Source organism: Methylobacter sp. sgz302048, assembly GCF_052162025.1.
GTDB lineage: Bacteria > Pseudomonadota > Gammaproteobacteria > Methylococcales > Methylomonadaceae > Methylobacter.
Map to the genome: position 1 here is coordinate 370265 of NZ_CP197401.1, position 20535 is coordinate 390799.

Annotated in this window: 20 protein-coding genes; 4 read left to right on the plus strand and 16 right to left on the minus strand. The window is 53.7% G+C overall.

What is annotated here, in order from left to right:
- Nucleotides 1-234 precede the first annotated feature (234 nt).
- From ACTNE6_RS01800 to cutA, 11 genes are all read right to left on the minus strand, one after another.
- Complete coding sequence (locus ACTNE6_RS01800) at nt 235-831, minus strand: hypothetical protein (RefSeq protein ID WP_194969259.1); 597 nt, start codon at nt 829-831, stop codon at nt 235-237.
- The gene (locus ACTNE6_RS01805) at nt 828-1028 is read right to left on the minus strand and encodes a metal-binding protein (RefSeq protein ID WP_331817824.1); all 201 of its coding nucleotides are present in this window, start codon (nt 1026-1028) and stop codon (nt 828-830) included. Before ACTNE6_RS01805 ends, ACTNE6_RS01800 begins: the two co-directional genes overlap by 4 nt.
- A 17-nt stretch (nt 1029-1045) precedes the next feature.
- Nucleotides 1046-2239 (minus strand): class I SAM-dependent rRNA methyltransferase, encoded by a 1194-nt coding sequence (locus ACTNE6_RS01810; protein ID WP_442498417.1) that lies wholly within the window; start codon nt 2237-2239, stop codon nt 1046-1048.
- Nucleotides 2240-2242: 3 nt separating this feature from the next.
- Entirely contained in the window at nt 2243-2902 is a 660-nt protein-coding gene (locus tag ACTNE6_RS01815; RefSeq protein WP_442498418.1) for a zinc-ribbon and DUF3426 domain-containing protein, read from the minus strand.
- A gap of 5 nt (nt 2903-2907) precedes the next feature.
- A complete protein-coding gene (gene prmA, locus ACTNE6_RS01820; RefSeq protein WP_194969255.1) occupies nt 2908-3786 on the minus strand; it encodes a 50S ribosomal protein L11 methyltransferase in 879 nt (292 codons plus the stop codon).
- A 67-nt stretch (nt 3787-3853) separates the two neighbouring features.
- Nucleotides 3854-5197, minus strand: coding sequence for an acetyl-CoA carboxylase biotin carboxylase subunit (accC, locus tag ACTNE6_RS01825; RefSeq protein ID WP_194969254.1), 1344 nt, complete (start codon nt 5195-5197; stop codon nt 3854-3856).
- A gap of 20 nt (nt 5198-5217) precedes the next feature.
- Nucleotides 5218-5658, minus strand: coding sequence for an acetyl-CoA carboxylase biotin carboxyl carrier protein (gene accB, locus ACTNE6_RS01830; RefSeq protein ID WP_442498419.1), 441 nt, complete (start codon nt 5656-5658; stop codon nt 5218-5220).
- A 4-nt stretch (nt 5659-5662) separates the two neighbouring features.
- The gene (gene aroQ, locus ACTNE6_RS01835; RefSeq protein WP_194969252.1) at nt 5663-6109 is read right to left on the minus strand and encodes a type II 3-dehydroquinate dehydratase; all 447 of its coding nucleotides are present in this window, start codon (nt 6107-6109) and stop codon (nt 5663-5665) included.
- A 193-nt stretch (nt 6110-6302) separates the two neighbouring features.
- Nucleotides 6303-6827, minus strand: a complete 525-nt coding sequence (locus tag ACTNE6_RS01840) for a TlpA family protein disulfide reductase (RefSeq protein ID WP_442498420.1) — start codon at nt 6825-6827, stop codon at nt 6303-6305.
- On the minus strand, nt 6827-9073 hold the full coding sequence (dsbD, locus tag ACTNE6_RS01845) for a protein-disulfide reductase DsbD (protein ID WP_442498421.1): 2247 nt from the start codon (nt 9071-9073) through the stop codon (nt 6827-6829). Before dsbD ends, ACTNE6_RS01840 begins: the two co-directional genes overlap by 1 nt.
- A complete protein-coding gene (gene cutA / locus ACTNE6_RS01850; RefSeq protein ID WP_442498422.1) occupies nt 9055-9360 on the minus strand; it encodes a divalent-cation tolerance protein CutA in 306 nt (101 codons plus the stop codon). The genes dsbD and cutA overlap by 19 nt, the downstream gene beginning before the upstream one ends.
- Nucleotides 9361-9654: 294 nt before the next feature.
- Here cutA and ACTNE6_RS01855 point away from each other — a divergent pair, with 294 nt between their 5' ends.
- Nucleotides 9655-10092 carry an FxsA family protein gene (locus ACTNE6_RS01855; RefSeq protein WP_442498423.1) on the plus strand — a complete coding sequence of 146 codons (438 nt, stop codon included), beginning with the start codon at nt 9655-9657 and terminating at the stop codon, nt 10090-10092.
- On the opposite strand, the gene ACTNE6_RS01860 is transcribed toward ACTNE6_RS01855, so the two are convergent.
- Both ACTNE6_RS01860 and ACTNE6_RS01865 read right to left on the minus strand, forming a co-directional pair.
- Nucleotides 10089-11393: a DUF3422 family protein gene (locus ACTNE6_RS01860; protein ID WP_442498424.1), complete on the minus strand. Its 1305-nt coding sequence runs from the start codon at nt 11391-11393 to the stop codon at nt 10089-10091. The genes ACTNE6_RS01855 and ACTNE6_RS01860 overlap by 4 nt on opposite strands.
- Before the next feature lie 255 nt (nt 11394-11648).
- Nucleotides 11649-11894: a YgaP family membrane protein gene (locus ACTNE6_RS01865; RefSeq protein ID WP_442498425.1), complete on the minus strand. Its 246-nt coding sequence runs from the start codon at nt 11892-11894 to the stop codon at nt 11649-11651.
- Between the two features lie 112 nt (nt 11895-12006).
- Here ACTNE6_RS01865 and uvrD point away from each other — a divergent pair, with 112 nt between their 5' ends.
- Nucleotides 12007-14175 carry a DNA helicase II gene (gene uvrD / locus ACTNE6_RS01870; RefSeq protein ID WP_442498426.1) on the plus strand — a complete coding sequence of 723 codons (2169 nt, stop codon included), beginning with the start codon at nt 12007-12009 and terminating at the stop codon, nt 14173-14175.
- Nucleotides 14176-14303: 128 nt separating this feature from the next.
- On the opposite strand, the gene fbaA is transcribed toward uvrD, so the two are convergent.
- Nucleotides 14304-15383: a class II fructose-bisphosphate aldolase gene (fbaA, locus tag ACTNE6_RS01875; RefSeq protein ID WP_442498427.1), complete on the minus strand. Its 1080-nt coding sequence runs from the start codon at nt 15381-15383 to the stop codon at nt 14304-14306.
- 248 nt (nt 15384-15631) lie between these two features.
- On the opposite strand from fbaA, the gene ACTNE6_RS01880 reads away from it, so the two are divergent.
- Nucleotides 15632-16537 carry a LysR family transcriptional regulator gene (locus ACTNE6_RS01880; protein ID WP_268118407.1) on the plus strand — a complete coding sequence of 302 codons (906 nt, stop codon included), beginning with the start codon at nt 15632-15634 and terminating at the stop codon, nt 16535-16537.
- A gap of 41 nt (nt 16538-16578) precedes the next feature.
- Here ACTNE6_RS01880 and pyk read toward each other — a convergent pair whose 3' ends face one another.
- Entirely contained in the window at nt 16579-18018 is a 1440-nt protein-coding gene (gene pyk, locus ACTNE6_RS01885) for a pyruvate kinase (protein ID WP_442498428.1), read from the minus strand.
- Nucleotides 18019-18022: 4 nt separating this feature from the next.
- Nucleotides 18023-19036: a type I glyceraldehyde-3-phosphate dehydrogenase gene (gene gap / locus ACTNE6_RS01890; protein ID WP_442498429.1), complete on the minus strand. Its 1014-nt coding sequence runs from the start codon at nt 19034-19036 to the stop codon at nt 18023-18025.
- A 329-nt stretch (nt 19037-19365) separates the two neighbouring features.
- Here gap and ACTNE6_RS01895 point away from each other — a divergent pair, with 329 nt between their 5' ends.
- Nucleotides 19366-20250, plus strand: a complete 885-nt coding sequence (locus ACTNE6_RS01895) for an IS982 family transposase (RefSeq protein ID WP_442498430.1) — start codon at nt 19366-19368, stop codon at nt 20248-20250.
- Nucleotides 20251-20535: the final 285 nt, after the last annotated feature.

Consider the following 20535-nt stretch of genomic DNA (forward strand, 5'->3'; position numbering starts at 1 on the left):
CGCCGAGCACCGCAGCTTTTAGCGGCGGTAGGCTGAGTTGATAAACCCAGCATTTCGGACGCCCATGCCAGGTTTCCGCTAAAGCTCTAGCCCAGCCTACACAAGCTGTTAAAAGCAAGTAACTCGCCTTCGGGCGCGGTAAACCCGATTAAATAAAACCGTCGCGTTAGCGATACTTTGCTAAACTGATTTGAATTCAACTTACTGCGTAACATCAGTTACTTAATGACGGAATTAATTGGCCGCTTCGTCCAAGACCGGATCTTCGTGTTTTTCCTTTTCCTTCGAGGGCACGCCTTTGGGCTTTAAATCGGCCTCATCATTCCAGATCGGGTTGTCGCGGTCTTCTTTTTCGAGTTTGCACGTATCTTCCGGATATAAATGCCAGAATGATTTATCGATCATGGCGTTTTTATAACCTTCTTTTTTCTCATGGGTGAACGGACACCACCAGTTCTCGACGATCTTGACCATATAGGCATGCCATTCGAACAGCGCCACGCTGTAAGGGCAGTACCAAGTGCAGTTCAGAATCCAGAACAGTTTGGATTGCGCCATGCTGGTTTTAAAAGTGGGGTTCATCGTGATCTGGCTTTTCAGGTCGTAGCGGTGGCTGGCGCGATCAGGAATGAAGTCGGAATAGGTTTTGATGTTTTTACCGCCGACCATGCGCAAATGATAGTAAGTCAGATAAGCGCTGATAAAGACAAACGGAAAAGTCAAAATAGGCAGATAGATTAAAATCATGCCGATGCCGCGCTGCAGAACGGGGACTTTTCTATGATTCTTGCCGATTTCAACACGGCCGGCACAGGATTCACAAGCTTTCATTTTTTTATATCCTCTTTATTATTAAGCTGGGTGGTAGTTGTTGTTGTAGGTTTTTCTTTATTGACGAGCTGGTAAAGGCTCAGGCAGCCCGCGCAGCAAAAGCGCAGTCTGCCTGTTGCCGTATTCAGTATATAGCCCGGAATTTCTACCGGTTGATCGCAAAGGGTGCAATATTCTTTAGCTTCTGGATGGCTCATACCTAAGGCCTCAGTCATTACAAACTGGAGGATACCGAACAAAAGAATGTTTTTAAATACTCCGTTTCCGGCGCGGCCGGATCGATCGGATGATCAGGCCCTTGGCCGCCGCCGGCAATAAAGACCAGGTGGCGATCGATATGGCGGCCCGATGAGCGCAGAATCTCCTGCAGATTGTCGCGGCTTAGATGATGCGAGCAGGAGGCCGAGACCAGGATGCCGTTTTTGCTCAATACCTGCAGGGCTAGGTGATTCAGTCGGCGGTAGGCTTCATAGCCTTGCTTGAAGTCTTTTTTGCGCTTGATTAGGGCCGGCGGGTCCAGCACGACGATGTCGTAAAGCTGGTTGTCCTGGCGGGCCTGTTTCAGGAATTCAAACACATCGCTACGGACGAATTGCATGCGCTCATCGACCTGATTGAGCCGGGCGTTTTCCTGGGCCAGCGCCAGCGCGCCTTCCGAAGCGTCAACGCAGGTGACCTCATTGGCGCCGGCCATGGCGGCCGGAACGCCCCAGGCGCCGGTATAGGAAAACAGATCCAGCACGCGCCGGCTTTTCGCCATACCGGCCAGTTGGGCTCGGCTGCAGCGATGGTCATAAAACCAGCCGGTTTTCTGGCCGTCCAGAATATCGACTTTAAACTGCGCGCCGTTTTCCTCGATGATCAGCCGTTCAGGCAGCTTGCCGTAGGCGATTTCCGATTCCAGGCTCAGCCCTTCCAGTTGCCGCTGGCTGTTGTCATTCTTCAGGACAATCGCTTCAGGGTTCAGCAATTCAATCAGCGCCGAAAACAAAAATTCTTTGCGCCGGTCGATGCCGGCTGTGGTGATCTGGACCGACAGAACAGCGCCGAAACGGTCGATTACTAAACCGGGCAGGCCGTCGCTTTCGCCGAAAACCAGCCGATAGTAGGGCTTGTCGAAAAGTTTTTCACGCAGAGCCAACGCCGTAGTCAAGCGTTCTTTAAAGAAATTGGCGCCGCATTTGATGGCTTTTCTGGACAACAGACGCGCGCAGATCAGCGCCTGCGGATTGATATAGGCCGTGCCCAGCGCCTTGCCGTCCTCGCTTTTGACCAGCACCAGATCACCCGGCGAGAACTGCTCGAGCGGCGAGCGCCTGGTGTCGATTTCATTGCTGAAAACCCATAAATGCCCTTTACGCAGGCGTTTGTCTTCGTTTTTCTTTAAATAAATTTCCGGGTGCGACATAACTTATATGAGTTTGAACGTATAACCGCCGACTTTGGTTGCAGGCGCGGCGATGGTAAGACTGATTTCCGTCGTCGCATCAGGGGCAATAACTGCTGTGCCATTGGCTGCGGGCAAATAATCCCGAGGATAAAAAACCCTATGCGCGAAAGGTTTTTCATTATAATCCAACAGCGTCAGTTTGATAGTCGGATATGCCTGCGGATATTCTGCCTGATTGGTAATAACGGCATGGAAGGCGTAATTGTGGTCAGGCTGCAGCGCAAACGAGCCCTGCAGCACGTTGAAGTCGTCGAGGTTTTTGTAAACAGGCAGCCGGCAGCCCAGGTGTTCGCAGATTTTCTCCAGATTGGGGCGGTAGGCCGGGTTCTGGCTGAAGGCATAGCCTTCAAAGTATACGATTTGCGCAGCCAACAGCAGCAGGCCTGCGATCAGGCCGGCATGCCAATAAGCAGCACGCCCTGCCGTTTTTACCGGCTCCCAGGGCAGAGGCTGCGGCGGTTTCTCTCCCTTGGCAATACCGGTTGGCTTTGACTCGCTGATAAATTCCAGTACATCAAACAAGCTCGAGCAATTAGTGCAGCGCATTACGCCCCGGTCGCTGCGCAGCTGCTCCAGAGTCAGTGCGTGGACTTTTTGGCAGTCAGGGCATACGGTGTACATGGCTTTCAATGTTTGATGCCTTGCAGCCGGATCCAGTCCTCCTGTTGTATCGGAGGTTCGAAGTCGATATAAGGCTGGTACGCCTGCATGACTGACTCGGCCTGTTCGTGCAGAATGCCCGACAGGACCAGCTGCCCGCCCGGTCTGACCAGGCCGGCTATCTGGCCGGCCATGTCGATGAGCGGTTTAGCCAGAATATTGGCCAGAACGACATCAGCCTGAAAAGGCGCAAACTGTTCGGGCAGATAGCTGTGGATATGATTCTGGACCTTGTTTTTCAAGGCATTGTCCTGGGTTGCCGTGATAGCCTGCGGATCGATGTCGACAGCATGCGCTTCGCTAGCACCGAGCAGGATTGCGGCAACGGCCAGTATGCCGGAGCCGCAGCCGTAATCGATGACGGTTTTGCCGGCCAAATCGTGGCTGGCCAGCCATTCCAGGCATAATGCCGTCGTCGGATGCGTGCCGGTGCCGAAGGCCAGACCGGGGTCCAGCGTCAGGCAGACTGTGCCGGGTTCGTGCTGTTCCTGGCCGGTCGGACAAACCCAGAGCTTATCGGCAAACTTCATCGGATGATAATAATCCATCCAGGCGCGTTCCCAAGGTTGATCTTCGATTTCTTCAACATGCCAGGCGCGGAGCTGTTCCTGTGGAAATTGCTGGTAGACCAAATCTTTGATCAATGCGGGATCGGCGTCGAGTTCATAGAGCGCAATGACCTGGGTGTTGCTCCATATTTTCGTTTCCCCGATCCCTGGTTCGTAAACCGGCTCGTCTTCGGCATCCATGTAGGTGACAGAAACTGCGCCGAGATCGCTGAAGAAGTCGGCAAGCCGGGGGGCGGTGTTTTCGCTTGTGATAACGGAGATTTGATGCCAGGCCATAAAAAATCGGACTTGTGTAACGAGAAAAAAACACAGGGCGGTTGGCCGCCCTGTCATTTAGCCGGACTTAATAAAGGCCCAGCTTCTTTTCCAGATAATGGATATTCTGGCCGCCGGTCTGGAAAGCGCTGTCATTCATGATTTCGTGCTGCAGCGGAATATTGGTCTTGATGCCTTCAATGATGATTTCGCTTAAAGCCGTATTCATGCGTGCGATGGCGCTTTTGCGGTCTTCACCATGCGCGATCAGCTTGCCGATCATGGAGTCATAATACGGCGGCACTTTATAACCGTTGTAAATGTGCGTTTCACACCGGATGCCGGGGCCGCCCGGCATGTGGAACTGCTCGATCGTGCCGGGGCTGGGCATGAAGGATTTCGGGTCTTCGGCATTCAAGCGGCACTCGATGGCATGCCCTTGGAGCTTGACCTGATCCTGTGTGATCGACAGTTTTTCACCGGCAGCGATGCGCAGTTGTTCCTTGACGATATCGAAGCCTGTGACCATCTCGGTGACCGGATGTTCGACCTGCACGCGCGTGTTCATTTCGATGAAATAAAACTCGCCTTTCTCATACAGGAACTCGAAGGTGCCTGCGCCCAGATAGCCGATATCGACGCAGGCTTTTGCGCAGCGCTCGCCGATGAATTTGCGCTGTTCCTCGGTAATGCCGGGGGCTGGCGCCTCTTCAACGACTTTCTGGTGGCGGCGCTGCATGGAGCAGTCGCGCTCGCCCAGGTGAATGGCATTGCCGTGCGAGTCGGCCATGACCTGGAACTCGATGTGACGAGGGTCCTCGAGAAATTTTTCCATGTACACGGTTGAATTGCCGAAGGCAGTTGCAGCTTCGGCTTTGGTCATGGCGATCGCGTTCAACAGGGCCGCTTCGGTATGTACAGTGCGCATGCCGCGGCCGCCACCGCCGCCGGCTGCCTTGATGATGACCGGATAGCCGATTTCCTGAGCCAGCTTCAGATTTTTCTTGGGATCATCGGTCAGCGGGTCGCCATTGCCGGGAACGCAGGGAATGCCAGCCTTCTGCATGGCTTTCTTGGCGGAAATCTTGTCGCCCATCAGGCGGATGGTGTCGGCATTAGGGCCGATGAAAACAAAGCCGCTCTGTTTTACTTTTTCAGAAAAATCGGCATTTTCGGCCAGAAAACCGTAGCCTGGATGAATGGCTTCGGCATCGGTCACTTCGGCAGCGCTGATGATGGCCGGGATGTTCAAGTAGCTGTCCACGGAAGCGGCAGGGCCAATGCAGACGGATTCATCGGCCAGACGCACGTGCTTTAAATTGCGGTCCGCCTCGGAATGGACGGCTACCACCTTAACGCCTAACTCTCTGCATGCGCGTAGAATGCGCAGTGCGATTTCGCCACGATTGGCGATCACTATTTTATCGAACATGAGTTTCCCACTTTTTTGTATTATTCAATGATGAATAAAGGTTGGCCATATTCGACAGGTTGGGCGTTTTCAACCAGGATTTTTGTGACGGTGCCGCTTTTATCGGCTTCGATCTGGTTCAGGATTTTCATCGCCTCAATGATGCAGAGCGTATCACCGAGCTGTACGGACTGGCCGACATCGGTAAAAGGCTTTGAGCCGGGCGAGGCGGCCCGATAAAAGGTGCCGACCATAGGCGATTTGACAACATGGCCGGTAACTTTTTCTTCAGCCGGCGCCGCGGCGGGAACTGCAGTCGGTGCCGGTGCGGCTGCAACGGCAGGTGCTGCATACGCTACCGGCGCAGGCGCGGAGGCGTAGCGGTTGATGCGAATCCATTCTTCCCCTTCTTTGATTTCCAGTTCAGCAATTTCGGATTCTTCAATGATCTCGATAAGTTTTTTTATTTTTCTAATATCCATTACTTTATAGTCTCTCGGCTAGTATTTGATGAGCGGCTGTTAAGGCCAGTTCGTACCCAGTTGCTCCCAGTCCACAGATCACGCCCTTGGCAACGTCTGAGAAATAGGAATGTCTTCTAAAAGGTTCCCGTGCGTGAACATTGGATAGATGCACTTCTATAAACGGGATCTTGGTCGCCAGCAGCGCATCGCGAATGGCGACGCTGGTATGCGTAAAGGCTGCCGGATTGATAATGATGAAATCGACATGGGTTGCATAGGCTTGATGAATCAATTCCACGATTTCATGTTCGGCATTGTTCTGATGAAAGCTAAGTTGATGCCCCAGGCCGGCCGCCGCCTCTTCAAGCGAATTCCGGATGTCGGTGAGCGTTTTGTTTCCGTAATGGCCGGGTTCTCGTACGCCCAATAAGTTCAAATTGGGGCCATTTAATACGGTGATGTTCGCCATTAAAGTATTGTTTCAGTCAGGTTAAAAGGGCATTAAGAACCGCTAATTTTGCCCAATTTGCAGGGGTTTGTCTAGGTATTCTATTTTTCGGAACAATTAGCGACAAAAAGCGTAGATTTTGCCGCCATTGCTTTCATGATCGGTTATTTTTATTCTGAAAACGGAAGCTGGAAGTTGGCATCATCTGTACGCTTTAATTTATTAACGGCGCAATAATTTTCAGCATCTGTTCGTTGGAAAACGGCCCGGGCTGCTGGTGAATAATCTGGCCTTCCCGATTGATGACTACCGTGAATGGAACCGCGCTGATGACGTTGCCCATTTGCTGTGACAGGGCGGTGGCGTCAATGTCGCCAATCAATATCGGATAGTTGACGGCGATCGACTTGAGGTAGTCGGCGACCGGTTCGCGCTCTTCTATGGCAATGCCGATAAACTGCACGCCTTTATCGCCGTATTGTTTCTGCATCCTGATGAATTCCGGGATTTCCTCGATGCAGGGCGGGCACCAGGTCGCCCAGAAATTGATGATCCGGATCTTGCCTTGCCACTCGGCGCTATGATGGATTTTGCCGGACACATCGGGAAAGCTGAAATCGGGCGCAGGCGATGCGGTCTGACTGGGCTGGACGGTGGGCAATGATAGAAAATGCCGGGCGATGATGCCGCCGCCCAAGGCAACTAGGGCGGCAATGATGATTATAAAGACGGGTCTCATTATTTAATCCGTGTCAGTGTCTTAAGAAAAGTCTCGGCATCCTGATAACCGATGACGCGCAGTGAAGCGTGTTCCTGACCGTCAGCGCCGAAAAAAAGCACGCCGGGCGGCCCTATCAGGTTGAATTTCGTCAGCAGCGCCTTGTCGTCCTCCGAGTTTTGGGTGACATCGGCCTGCAACAGCACAAAATTGGCCAGCGCCTGTTTCACCTTCGAATCGGTGAAGGTGTAGGCCTCCATTTCCTTGCATGAGGTGCACCAGTCGGCGTAAAAATCCAGCATGACCGGTTGATTGCTGGCCTGGGCCTGCCGGATTCTGGCTTCCAGCTCCGTGACCGAGGCCACGCGTTCAAAGGCAATGCCCTCTTGGTTAGCCGCTTGCAATGTGTTCATGCCCAGGCCGTGCAACGGCTGCAGTGGATTGGTGTTGCCGATGCTGAAACCTATCAGAACCAGCACGCCATAGGAGAGCATGATCAGACCGACCCCCTTCCATAGCTTGCGCCAGCCGCTGGCCAGTTCGGGCAATGGGTCGATAGCGCTCAAATAAATGGCCGGGATGATCAGGAGCATGGCCCAGAGCAGCATGGTGACCGGCGCCGGCAAAATGCGCTCCAGCATCCAGACCGCAACCGCCAGCATGATGACGCCGAACACGGCTTTGGTGGAATTCAGCCAATCGCCGGCTTTCGGCAGCAGCTTGCCGGCCGAGGCGCCCAGCAGCAGCAGCGGCATGCCCATGCCCAGGCCCATGGCGAACAAGGCGCTGCCGCCCAGCACGGCGTCGCCGGTCTGGCCGATATAGATCAACGCGCCGGCTAACGGCGCGGCCACGCAGGGACCCACGACCAGCGACGACAGCGAGCCCATGATGGCCGCGCCCCAGAGTGAGCCGTCGCGGTGCCGCTCGCTGGAGTTGTGCAGCTTGACCTGTAAAGATTTCGGCAGTTCAAGGTGGTAAAAGTCGAACATCGACAGGGACAGCAGTACGAACACGGCGCTGAACAAAGCAATGATCCACGGCTGCTGGAAGGTTGCCTGTAAATTGCTGCCGAACAGCGCCGCCAGAACGCCGAATACCGTATACGTCGCGGCCGAGGCGATAACGTAACTGAGCGACAGCAGGAACGCCCGCGTCGTCGTGATGCGGTGGCCGTGGCCCACGATAATGCCCGACAGTATCGGAATCATCGGGAACACGCAGGGCGTGAACGCCAGTAGCAGGCCGAAGCCGAAAAAACTCAGCAGCGTCATCGACAAGGTATCCCGGCGCAGCGATTGCACGATGCGATCCTGTTCGGAAAGCACAGGCGCCGCAGCGGAATAATTGGCCGGCGGGGCGCTCTTGACGAGGGCGGCATCTTGCAGCGATACGGGCAGGTCAAGGCTGATTTCCTGATTCATGGGCGGATAGCAAACGCCGCGGTCTGCGCATCCTTGAAACTTCGCCCGCAGGGTAATGCCGTGGGCCGACGGGTTTGAGCGGATCAAGGGCAGGTCAAAGCCGAGTTCGTTATGGAATATTTCCACCTGGCCGAAAGCCTCATCGTACTCAGGCGTGCCCCTGGGGATGTCATAGGTGCCCAGCTGGGCGCCGGCTGCGTCGATCAGCTCAAGCTGGATTTTTTCGCGGTAAAGGTAATAGCCGTCCGCGATCCGCCAATCGACACGCAGTGTCTGGGCGTCTTTTACCGAAGCCAGAAACTGGAAGGCCTGCTCGGGCGGCAGTAATTCATCCTGAAACAGATTCTGTGCGATGTTGGGGTTGCTTTTGACCAGCTGCTGCATCGGATTGACCTGAACTGCGGGCGCTGCCGCGGGCAATTCGATGTCCAGTATGGATTTCTGCGGCGGATAGCAAACGCCCTTATCCGAGCAGCCCTGATATTGCACTTGCAGTTGAAGGGATGTGGCGCCGTTGGATACGGTCAAGGGCACCGGGATGTTCACGGCGTGCCGATAAATGACCATCTCGCCGAAAAACTCGTCATGTTTGGTTTCGCCATCCGGCAAGGTTGGCGCTGTTGCCTGGATGGCTTCGGTCTTGGATTCGAAACGCATCTTGTCGCGGTACAGGTAGTAACCTTCTGCGATCTGCCACGAAACTTCAACCTGATCGGCAGAGGTTGCCTTGCCGGATAGCTTGAAGGCCTGCTCGGGCGGCAAAAGCTCGTCATTCCCCAGAGCCAGAACGGGCAGGTTGGCCAGCGATAAAAAGCAGAAAAAAATTAGCTTGAAGATAGGCATGAGTCAATCCAATTCAGGTATTCAGGTAAACCGGCTTCGACAGGGACGGCTATGATTTCGGGGATTTCATAGGGATGGTTGTCGCGTATCGCCTTTTCCAGCGATGGATAATGATCCTTGCGCGACTTAATCAGCAGCAGATGTTCCTGCGCTGACTCAACCTGTCCCTGCCAGGTATAAACAGACAAAATGCCGGGCAAAATGTTCACGCAAGCGGCTAGCTGGTTCGTTACCAGCAGGCGGGCGATTTTTTCGGCCGTGTCTTTGTCAGGGCACGTGCAGAGCATTATTTGATGGCAAGTCGGCATATCGGCGAGTGGCGCTACTGAAGTCGGGATATTGGTCTAATAATTAAAGTATGTATTGTATACGTGGAACCTATCAAGAGGATTTTTGCCGCCATAAAGTCAGCCCTGCTTTTAGCCATCGAAATTATCATCAGAAGGAGCCGGTGCATACGGGCTGTCCTTCGCCGACCGGCGAACGGCGCATTGATTGACGGCATGTCGAGATTATCCTAGAAATTAAGCGGCATTGCCCTTATATTGTAAGGTCAATGATTGTATTTCAAGAGTGTTTAGATGAAAGTTTTCCAAATTGCATTGCTGTTTTTAGTGGTCGTTCCATTTGTAGAAATTTATCTGCTACTGCAGGTGGGCGGCATCATCGGCGCCGTCCCCACCATTTTTCTTGTGGTGCTGACGGCCGTATTGGGGGCCTGGCTGCTGAAGCAGCAGGGCCTGGCGACACTGCAACGGTTTCAGGCCAGTCTGGCGCAAGGCACGCTTCCGGCCTATGAGATGATCGAAGGCCCGATACTGCTGGTTGGCGGCGCTTTATTGCTGACGCCGGGCTTTATCACCGATATCATGGGTTTTGCCTGCCTGATCCCACAGCTGCGCCGGAAAATAGCGCAATATGTGATTGAAAATCATCTGATCCAGGCCGGCGAGCCTTTTCAGCCGGCCAGACCTGCCGAGAAAGACGCGCTGGAGGGTGAATATCACAAGGAAGACTAAGAGGTCGTGGTCTTGATCATTCTATGAATGCGCCTGATAGCTAAGATAACGGCGACCATGATGAACGGCAGGGACAAACCGACAGTAAGCTCGGGATTGATCGGCCAGCCTGCGGCATAAACAGCTTTAGCGATGAGGCCGACCAGGCCGGCGCTGTAATAGGTAATGGCGACGACGGAAATGCCTTCAACCGTCTCCTGCAGGCGCAACTGCATTTTCGCGCGCAAATCCATCGAAGCCAGCAAATCCTGGTTCTGTCGCTCAATCATGATGTCCACGCGCGTACGCAACAGTTGCCCGGCATTGCTGACCCTTTCCGATATTGACGTAAAGCGGTTCGCGGTCGACTGGCAGGTCTTGATGGCCGGCTCCATGCGCCGTCTTATGAACTCGCCCAGGGTCTGGATGCCCTGGATTCTGATTTCGCGCAAATCATCAAGGCGCTGTTCCACAAGCTGATAATAGGCATTGGCCGCGCCGAACCGGAAGTGGCTGCTCGATATGTGGTTTTCGACTTCGGCCGCCAAGTGCGTCAGTTCATCCAGCAGTTCCGCGTCATTGCTGTCCGGCTGCGCCATGGCGTTTGTGATCGTGTACAGCTGCCGGTCGGCTTTCTTCAGCTCCGGCGCAAGCCGGCGCGCTATCGGAAACGCCAATAAGGCCATCACGCGATACACTTCAATTTCAAACAACCGTTGCAACAGGCGGCCGGCCTGTTCGGTTCTGAGATAATTATCGATGATCAGGAAACGGCTGAAGCCGTCCACATGGATGCGAAAGTCGGTAAACGCGAAAGCGGCACCTCCCGTGACTTCAGAGCCGACTACAGGATTGCCGTCAAAGTATGAGGCCACAATATGCAGGTCGGGTTCCTGATAGGCCTCTTCGTTTGGTTTGGTTATGATGGCTGCATGCGCCGCCACCATAACTTTGCCGGGCAGCAGGGCCAGCCAGTCGACCGGCACTTTCGTCAAGGCCGGTTCTGAAAACGGATCCTCTGGGTTGTCCTGCACATAAAACGTATAGGTGCTGAATTCACCGTGCTGCCCCCAGCGAATCTGGAACGTGTCGAACGCCGCGCTGAAATGGTCGGCGTCCTGTTTCGGCGGCGTGACGCCAAAACGCTCGCATAGCATAGCCAGGTGCTGGCGTTCCTGTATTTTCTCGGCAGTGGATAATAGCAGCGCCAGATGACTGGCCCTGACCGGTAGATCCAGAACCAGCGAGGCCCGGGCATGGACTTCATTATGCAGAATGAAGCGTTGCGGATGATTTTCAGGAATAGGGAATAAAGTAGCCACTTGATTCTAGTCTCTCATCAAATACGTCCATACGATAGCAGGACATAGAGCGGGCGTTGGCTTTTTGATGGGTTTTAGAGATATCCCTGGCCGCTTCACGGCCTGTGGGCCGGAAATAACCGGATAACCCTATAGACCGCGATAGATTTGGCGGTCATAATGGCGTGATTACTGCGTTTGTTTTTGAACTATGACTGATGATCGTGATCAGAGCACCAGCATTGGCAACTACGTCCTTGTAGTCAGGCGATTGGATTAGCCGGCTGTGGCGTCAGGGGTGTTGCTGCCGGTATCGCGGGTATTTTTATGAAAGCCCGAATAGGCAGGGCACCAGCCTGAGTAGCCGGTGGCAACCAGCACCAAGCCCAGGACCAATAAAATGATTTTGGCCGTGAAAATTGAGATGAAAAGTAAGACGGCGCCGGCCGCCATGCGGTAGTTTTTTTCCTTGTCGCCAATATTATATTCAAACTTAATCATGCGTTTATAATCGAAGCTCATCTTGAAAACCTTCTTTGTGATAGTAATTATTTGTAACAAGGCAATGGTTTTGCCCGTCTGACGAAATCCGAAACAATATACACAGCTCCAAAAAATGTGCAAGCGATAACACATGGATATTACCAGAATTATAGATCCTCTAAATGATGCCCAGCGCCAGGCTGTTTCGGCACCTTCCCAATCCATGCTGGTGCTGGCCGGCGCCGGCAGCGGCAAGACCCGGGTTCTGGTACACCGCATCGCCTGGCAGATTCAGGTCGAAGGCCTGTCGCCGCACAGCATTCTGGCCGTCACGTTCACGAACAAGGCCGCCCGGGAGATGCGCGGCCGTATCGAGGATCTGCTGGGTATATCGACGCACAGCATGTGGATAGGCACTTTTCACGGCCTTGCGCACAGGCTGTTAAGGCGGCACGCGCAACAGGCCAGACTGCCGGAGACGTTTCAGGTCATGGATTCGTCCGATCAGTTAAGGCTCATCAAGCGCCTTCTGGCGACATTGAATCTCGACGAGAAGAAATGGCCGCCGAAGCAGATACAGTGGTATATCAACGCGCAGAAAGACGAAGGCATCAGGGCGCGTCACATCCTCGAGACCGGCGACCTGTATCAGCGCCAGATGCTGATCATCTACCGCGCCTATGAGGAGATCTGCGAGCGCTCAGGCCTGGTAGACTTTGCCGAGCTGCTGCTGCGCGCGCATGAGCTGCTACGCGACAACGAGGACGTGCTGGAGTTTTACCAGCAGCGGTTCAGGCAGGTGCATGTCGACGAGTTTCAGGACACCAACACGATCCAGTATGCCTGGCTGAGACTGTTGACCCAGGATAAGGACAACCTGTTCGTGGTCGGCGACGACGACCAGTCCATTTACGGCTGGCGCGGCGCCAAGATCGAAAATATCTACAATTTCCAGAAACACCATCCGAACCATCAGGTCATCAAGCTGGAACAGAACTACCGCTCGACCGGCCATATCCTGAAAGCGGCCAATAAGGTCATCGCCAATAACGACGGCCGTATGGGCAAGGAACTGTGGACCGATACCGGCGACGGCGACCTGATTTCGCTGTATGCGGCCTTCAATGAGCAGGACGAGGCTTATTTCGTCGTCGAGCGCATCAGGGCCTGGATCAATGAGGGCGGTGCGCGCAGCGATGTAGCTATCCTTTACCGTTCCAACGCCCAATCCCGCCAGTTTGAGGAGCGCTTGATGGCGACCGGCACGCCGTACCGCGTCTATGGCGGCTTGCGGTTCTTCGACCGGGCCGAAATCAAGAACGCGCTGGCCTATCTGCGCCTGACCTCGAACCGGCATGATGATGCGTCGTTCGAGCGCGTCATCAACACGCCAACACGCGGCATAGGTCCCAAAACGCTGGACGATCTGCGCAGTCTCGCGCGCAATCAGCGCATTTCCCTGTGGGCCGCGGCCGAGGAAATGCTCAGGCCGGGGCGGTTGTCCGCGCGTGCGGCCAATGCCCTAGCCGGATTCATGCAGTTGATCGAACAGATGGCGACGCAGGGCGAGGGCCTGGAGCTGTTTGAGAAAGTCAAGCTGGTGATTGAAAAAAGCGGCCTGATCATGCTGTATCAGAACGATAAGGCCGACAAAGGCGAAGAAAAGGTCGAAAACCTCGAGGAGCTGGTCAACGCGGCGCGCCTGTTCGATTTTGATGCCGGCAATGAGGAAAACCTCGGCGAGCTGGACATGTTCCTGGCGCATGCGGCGCTGGAAGCCGGCGAAATGCAGGCCGATGATTTTGAGGACTGCGTGCAGCTGATGACCCTGCATTCGGCCAAGGGACTGGAGTTCAAACTGGTGTTTCTGGTCGGCATGGAAGAAGGGCTGTTTCCGTCCCTGCAATCGGTCGACGATGCCGGCCGCCTGGAAGAGGAACGCCGGCTTTGCTATGTGGGCATGACGCGCGCCATGAAGCAGCTTTATCTGACTTATGCCGAATCGCGGCGCTTGTACGGCCGTGAATCGTACCCGAGGCCGTCGCGTTTTCTGCGCGAGATTCCGCCCGAGTTCATTCAGGAAGTCAGAATGCGCGCCAATGTCAGCCGTCCGGTAACGGCAGCGGCTCAGCCCAAGGCGTCGGCGCCGATCGTGGAAGGCAAATACAAGCTGGGGCAGCGCGTCAGCCATGAAAAATTCGGCGAAGGCGTGGTGCTGCAAATGGAAGGTGAGGGCGCGCATGAGCGCGTGCAGATCAATTTCAGAGCGGTCGGCATCAAATGGCTGATGCTGGCTTATGCCAAGCTGGAGGCTTTGTAGGGTATGCAACGCATATCTTTCAAAATTTGCCCGTTCGTATGAGTTTAAAAAGGTACGCAGTGCGTACCCTACGATGTTGCAGGCTTCCGTAGGAGCGGCCCAATCGAGTCGCTCCTACGGTTTAGCATTTATAGAGAATTGATAGAGTTTAATTCCTGGAAGGCCTGCTGCAGGCGCGCCACCATGCTCAGTTGGGCGGCGCGGATCCATACGCGCGGGTCGTAGTATTTCTTGTTGGGCTTGTCGTCGCCGTCCGGATTGCCGATCTGGCCTTGCAGATAGCCCTCGTTGCTGCGGTAGAATTCCCGGACGCCGCTCCAGTAAGCCCATTGCGTGTCCGTATCGATGTTCATCTTGATCACGCCATAGCTGATCGATTCCTTGATTTCTTCAGCGGATGAGCCTGAACCGCCGTGGAACACGAAGTTCAAGGTGTTGTGCGGCACGCCGAATTTTTCCGAGACGTATTTTTGCGAATTATCCAGAATCTTCGGCGTCAGTTTGACGTTGCCGGGCTTGTAAACGCCGTGCACGTTGCCGAACGAGGCTGCGATGGTAAAATTCGGGCTGATTTTGATCAGCTCTTCATAGGCATAGGCCACATCTTCAGGCTGCGTGTACAGTGCCGAATGATCCATGTCGGTGTTGTCGACGCCGTCTTCCTCGCCGCCGGTGCAGCCCAGCTCGATTTCGAGCGTCATGCCCATCTTGGCCATGCGGGTCAGGTAACGGGCGCTGATTTCGATGTTTTCTTTCAGACTTTCTTCGGACAGGTCCAGCATGTGGGAGCTGAACAGCGGCTTGCCGGTTGCGGCAAAATGCTTTTCGCCGGCATCGAGCAGGCCGTCGATCCACGGCAGCAGTTTCTTGGCGGCATGGTCGGTATGCAGAATGACCGGCACGCCGTAGTATTCGGCAACCGTATGCACATGTTGGGCGCCGGAAATCGCACCCAGGATGTGGGATTGCTGGCCTTCCAGCTTGAGGCCTTTGCCGGCCACGAACTGGGCGCCGCCATTCGAGAACTGGATGATGACGGGCGATTTGGCCTGTGCCGCCGCTTCCAGCACCGCATTGATCGAGTCAGTGCTGATGACGTTGACGGCCGGCAGCGCGAAGTTGTTTTCCTTGGCAATCGCGAAGATTTTCTGGACATCGGCGCCGGTCACAACGCCGGGTTTCACTGCGTCTAAGATTTTCTGTGACATATCTTGATCCTGGTTTGGATTGTTATTGTGTTCCTACGCGGATGCGTGAGGATGATGGAGCCGTTTACGCTCACGATTCTGCAATGTATATAAACAAAATATTGCCCGGCTTACAAATGATTCTGCAGTTACGAATGGGGATTTCCTCAGAAAAAATACGGAGATTAAGACCATTGAGGGTTAAAGCTGGGGTATTATAATGAAAAGTGAGAAAATTCGGCTAAATGCATAAGGTTTAGGAGTAGTCTGTGAACGTAACGCTTAGGCAACTGAAAGTGTTTGAAATGGTGGCTCGGCACTTGAGCTTCACGCGCGCGGCGGAGGAGCTTTTCCTGACGCAGCCGGCGGTATCGATGCAGATCAAACAGTTTGAAGATGCGGCGGGCTTGGCTTTGTTCGAGCGGCTGGGGCGCAAGATCTATTTGACCGAAGCCGGCGAGGAGATGTACCGCCTGAGCAGGGATATCATCGCCAAGATGTCCGAGGCCGATCTGATTCTGGATGAAATCAAGGGCTCGGAAGGCGGCCGCCTGCTGGTTTCGGTCGCCAGTACGGTACAGTATTTTGCGATCCGCCTGCTGGCAGGTTTCTGCAAGCAGTATCCTAAAGTCAATGTCAATCTGAAAGTGACCAACCATAAGGGCCTGATTCAGCTGCTGGAAAATAATGAGACGGACATCGTGCTGATGGGTAAGCCGCCGGAAGGGCTGGATCTGGTGTCCGAGCCGTTGTTGGAAAATCCGCTGGTCGTGATTGCGCCGCCCAATCACCACTTAAAAGATAAAAAAGGCATTTCGCTGGCCGAGTTGAGAAACGAGACTTTTTTGATGCGCGAACAAGGTTCCGGCACCCGAACCTCAACGGAGCGGTTCTTTGCCGAAAACGGCATGAAGATTTCGGCCAATATGGAGCTGAACAATAACGGCGCCATCAAGCTCGGCGTAGAGGAAGGCCTGGGGTTGGGCGTTGTGTCTCAGCATACGATCGACAGCGAAGTCAGGGCAGGGCGATTGATCATTCTGGACGTGCAGTTCTTTCCGCTGGTCAGAACCTGGTACATGGTGCGCCGCGAAGGCAAGCGGTTGTCGGCCGTCGGCACGGCCTTTGAAAATTTCGTGCGCCAGGAAAAATTCCGTTTTGTAAGGCTTCCTTAGGGCCGATATTTGTGCCCGGGCTTTCCGGGCACAAAGCTGTCTTACGGGACCAGGCCCTGTCCGACCGTAACGACTTTCAAGGCGTTGGTGCCACCTTGCACGCCGATCAGATCGCCTTTGGTAATGATGAACTTGTCGCCATCCTTGACGTTCAGGTATTTTCTCAATTGATCGACGATCTTGCGGTTTACCTCGGCATGATCCTGCGCTTCATGCGTGAAATAAACCGGAAAAACTCCACGGTACAGCGTTACCCGGCCCAGGGTTTTCTGGTAGCTGCTGAAGGCGAAAATAGGAATGCCCGAGCTGATCCTGGACATCCACAATGCCGTAGAGCCGGATTCCGTCAAGGCGGCGATGCCGGAGATCTTGGTATGATTGGCCATATACATGGCGGACATGGCGATCGCCTCATCGACGCGCTCAAACTGGATATTGACCCGGTGATCGGAGACACGGACGACGGGCTGTTTCTCCGCCTCTATGCAGATGCGATGCATCGCTTCGACGGCTTTGACCGGATATTTTCCGGAGGCGGTTTCGGCCGACAGCATGATCGCATCGGTGCCGTCATAAACGGCGTTGGCCACATCAAAGACTTCGGCGCGTGTCGGAATCGGATTTTCTATCATCGACTCCATCATCTGGGTAGCCGTAATCGCGACGCGGTTCAGTTCACGCGTGCGCTTGATCATGTGTTTTTGTACGGCGGGCAGGTTGGCATCGCCTATTTCGACGCCGAGATCGCCGCGGGCCACCATGATGGCATCGGAAGCCAGAATGATGGCATCGACTCCCTTCAGCGCTTCGGCGCGTTCGACCTTGGCTACGATGCCGGCTTCGCTGCCGGCTTCGCGCAACAAGCGGCGAGCTTCGTGCAGATCATCGGCCGAGCGCGGGAACGAGATGGCGACATAGTCGGCACCTATCTCGGCAATCGTTTTGATGTCTTCCTTGTCCTTGTCCGTCAAGGCCGCCGCCGAAAGCCCGCCGCCCTGCAGGTTGATGCCTTTGTTGTTGGACAGCACGCCGCCGACGACCACGGTGCAGTTGACGCGCATGTTTTCGACGTTGACCACATCCAGCACAATGCGCCCGTCATCGAGCAGCAACCGGCTGCCAGGCTTAACTTCCCGGGCCAGCGGTTCATAAGTAATGCCGACCTGGGCATGATCGCCCTCATTTTCATCCAGATTGATGTCCAGCGCGAAATTCTGGCCTTCATTCAGGAATACGCTGCGGTTTTTAAAGCGGGCGATGCGGATTTTCGGGCCCTGAAGATCAGCCAGAATGCCTACGAGCCTGCCGGTTCTCTGGCTGAGTTCGCGTACGGCATTGGCCCGGTTGATATGATCCTGAGCCGAGCCGTGCGAGAAGTTCAGGCGCACGACATCGACGCCGGCATGAAACAAGCCTTCCAGAACGCCGGGTTGATCGGTTGCAGGCCCGAGTGTGGCTAAAATCTTGGTTCGTCTCAGCATTTGTTTATTTTGCATTGAATAAAGCAATGGAAGTATCCAGCATGCGGTTTGAGAAGCCCCATTCGTTGTCGTACCAGGACAGAACTTTGACAAAGTTGCCGTTCATGACCTTGGTTGAGGGTGCTTCATAAATCGAGGAAGCCGGGTTGTGGTTGAAATCGATCGACACTAATGGTTTGGTGTTGATTTCCAGAATGCCTTTCAAAGGACCGGCCGCAGCAGCTTTCAAAATGTCGTCGATTTCTTCTCTGCTGGTGTTTCTGGATGCCTGGAAAGTCAGGTCCACTACCGATACGTTAATGGTCGGCACGCGCATGGCGAAGCCGTCCAGTTTGCCGGCCAGTTCAGGCAGAACCAATCCTACGGCCGCGGCGGCGCCGGTTTTGGTAGGAATCATCGATTGCGTGGCAGAGCGGGCGCGGCGCAGGTCGCTGTGATAAACGTCGGTCAGAACCTGGTCATTGGTATAGGAATGGATTGTGGTCATCAAGCCGCTTTGGATGCCTAACGCATCATGCAAAGGCTTGACCAGCGGTGCCAAGCAGTTGGTGGTGCAGGAAGCGTTGGAAATGACGGTATCCGATGCTTTCAGCACATTATGGTTGACGCCGTAAACGACCGTGGCGTCGACGTCATTGCCGCCGGGCGCTGAAATAATGACTTTTTTGGCGCCGGCATTGATATGGGCCGAGGCTTTGGCTTTGCTGGTGAACAAGCCGGTGCATTCGTGTACGACGTCAATGCCCAGATCGCCCCACGGCAGTTTTGACGGATCCCGTTCCGAAAATACTCTGATTTTGTCGCCGTTGATGACGATATAGTCGCCATCGACGCTGACTTCAAATGGAAATTTTCCATGCACCGAGTCGTATTGAGTCAGGTGCGCGTTGGTTTCGCTGTCGCCCAGATCATTGATTGCAACAATCTGAATTTCATTGGTACGGCCTGATTCATATAAGGCGCGTACGACATTCCGGCCGATACGACCATAACCATTGATTGCGACTTTAATTGGCATAGAATTTCTCCATATAGATAGTTTGAAAAGCTAATTGAAACGGATATGCCGAAGCCCCGTAGTTTCAGCGACTATACCAAAAGCCTAGGCGCTTAGTCCATTGATGCCGGTTTTAGGGGGCGGCATAAGATGTCTGGTATTCTTGTTTATGATCACTATGACAATAAAATCAGCCATTTAGGATTAGGTTAAAAAATAGCTTTCTGATTTGCCGATGAAATCAGCACTTATGTAACCTCAGTTCGGGATAAGAAAAGTAGGCAGATTTTTGAAAAACAAGAAAAATATAGACTCCGACCTCCATTTTTTTCCTCAAAAACCTGCCCACCATGAAATTAACACAATTGTTCTGCGATGTAGATGATTTTTGCCGGACTTTTATTCCAGTCTGGCAAGAAAAACAGTTGACGAACGGCGACCGGAAGCGTAACCGCGCACATCGCATGAGTTATAGCGAAATGATCACGCTGTTAGTGTCTTACCATCAGTCAGGCTACCGAACCTTCAAGTGGTTTTATCTCAATCATGTTCGGAAATATTGGCGATCAGCGTTTCCTAGCCTGTTGAGTTACAACCGGTTTATCGAGCTTCTGCCGACTACCATCATGCCTTTGACGGCGTTCATGAACAGCCGTTGCGGTACCTCGCAAGGCATTGCTTTTATTGATTCTACGCCCCTGAAAGTCTGCAAGAATATCCGTATTCCCCGGCACAAAACCTTCGTCAAGGAAGCGGGGCGCGGCAAGTCATCGACGGGCTGGTTTTATGGCTTTAAACTGCACCTGGTCGTCAATGACCAGGGCGAAATCCTGTCATTTTGTATCACCGCCGGCAATGTCGATGATAGAAAACCGGTACCCAAATTGGTGCAATCATTGACCGGCAAGCTGTTCGGCGACCGAGGCTATATTTCGAAGCCATTAGCTCAACTGTTGGCCGGCGAGAATATTAAACTGATTACCACCTTGAAAAAGAACATGAAAGCTCAGGCCATGGATGCCTTTGATAAACTACTGCTGCGCAAGCGCAGCATTATCGAAACCATCAATGACCAGCTCAAGAATATTGGCGATCTCGAGCATTCGCGGCATCGTTCGTTGACCCATTACATGTCCAATATCATTGCGAGTTTAGTCGCTTATTCCTATCAGGATAAAAAGCCGGCTCTTCAATTACGTGAGGCTGATTTACTACCTCTTTTACAGAATGCTTAAACCGAACTCAGGTTATGTAGGGGCGAATTTATTTATGCCCTTTAGGGTACTTGTGCCCCTTGCGGGTATTCGCTCTGGGCGACTTCCAACAGTAGGCACTTCGCTTAAAGCGCCTACTGTTGGTAGGCGAAGTCGCCCCCACATCTGTCGCCCGTCAAAATTCAGGGAAGTTATTTCTCGCCCCCACCCTTAATCTGGCTCCCATGATTTGTTTTTAATTCAGATAATGAATGGGGTGAAATTGTTCCAGGCCATCAGCATGAAATGCGGAAATTGGCTGATCAA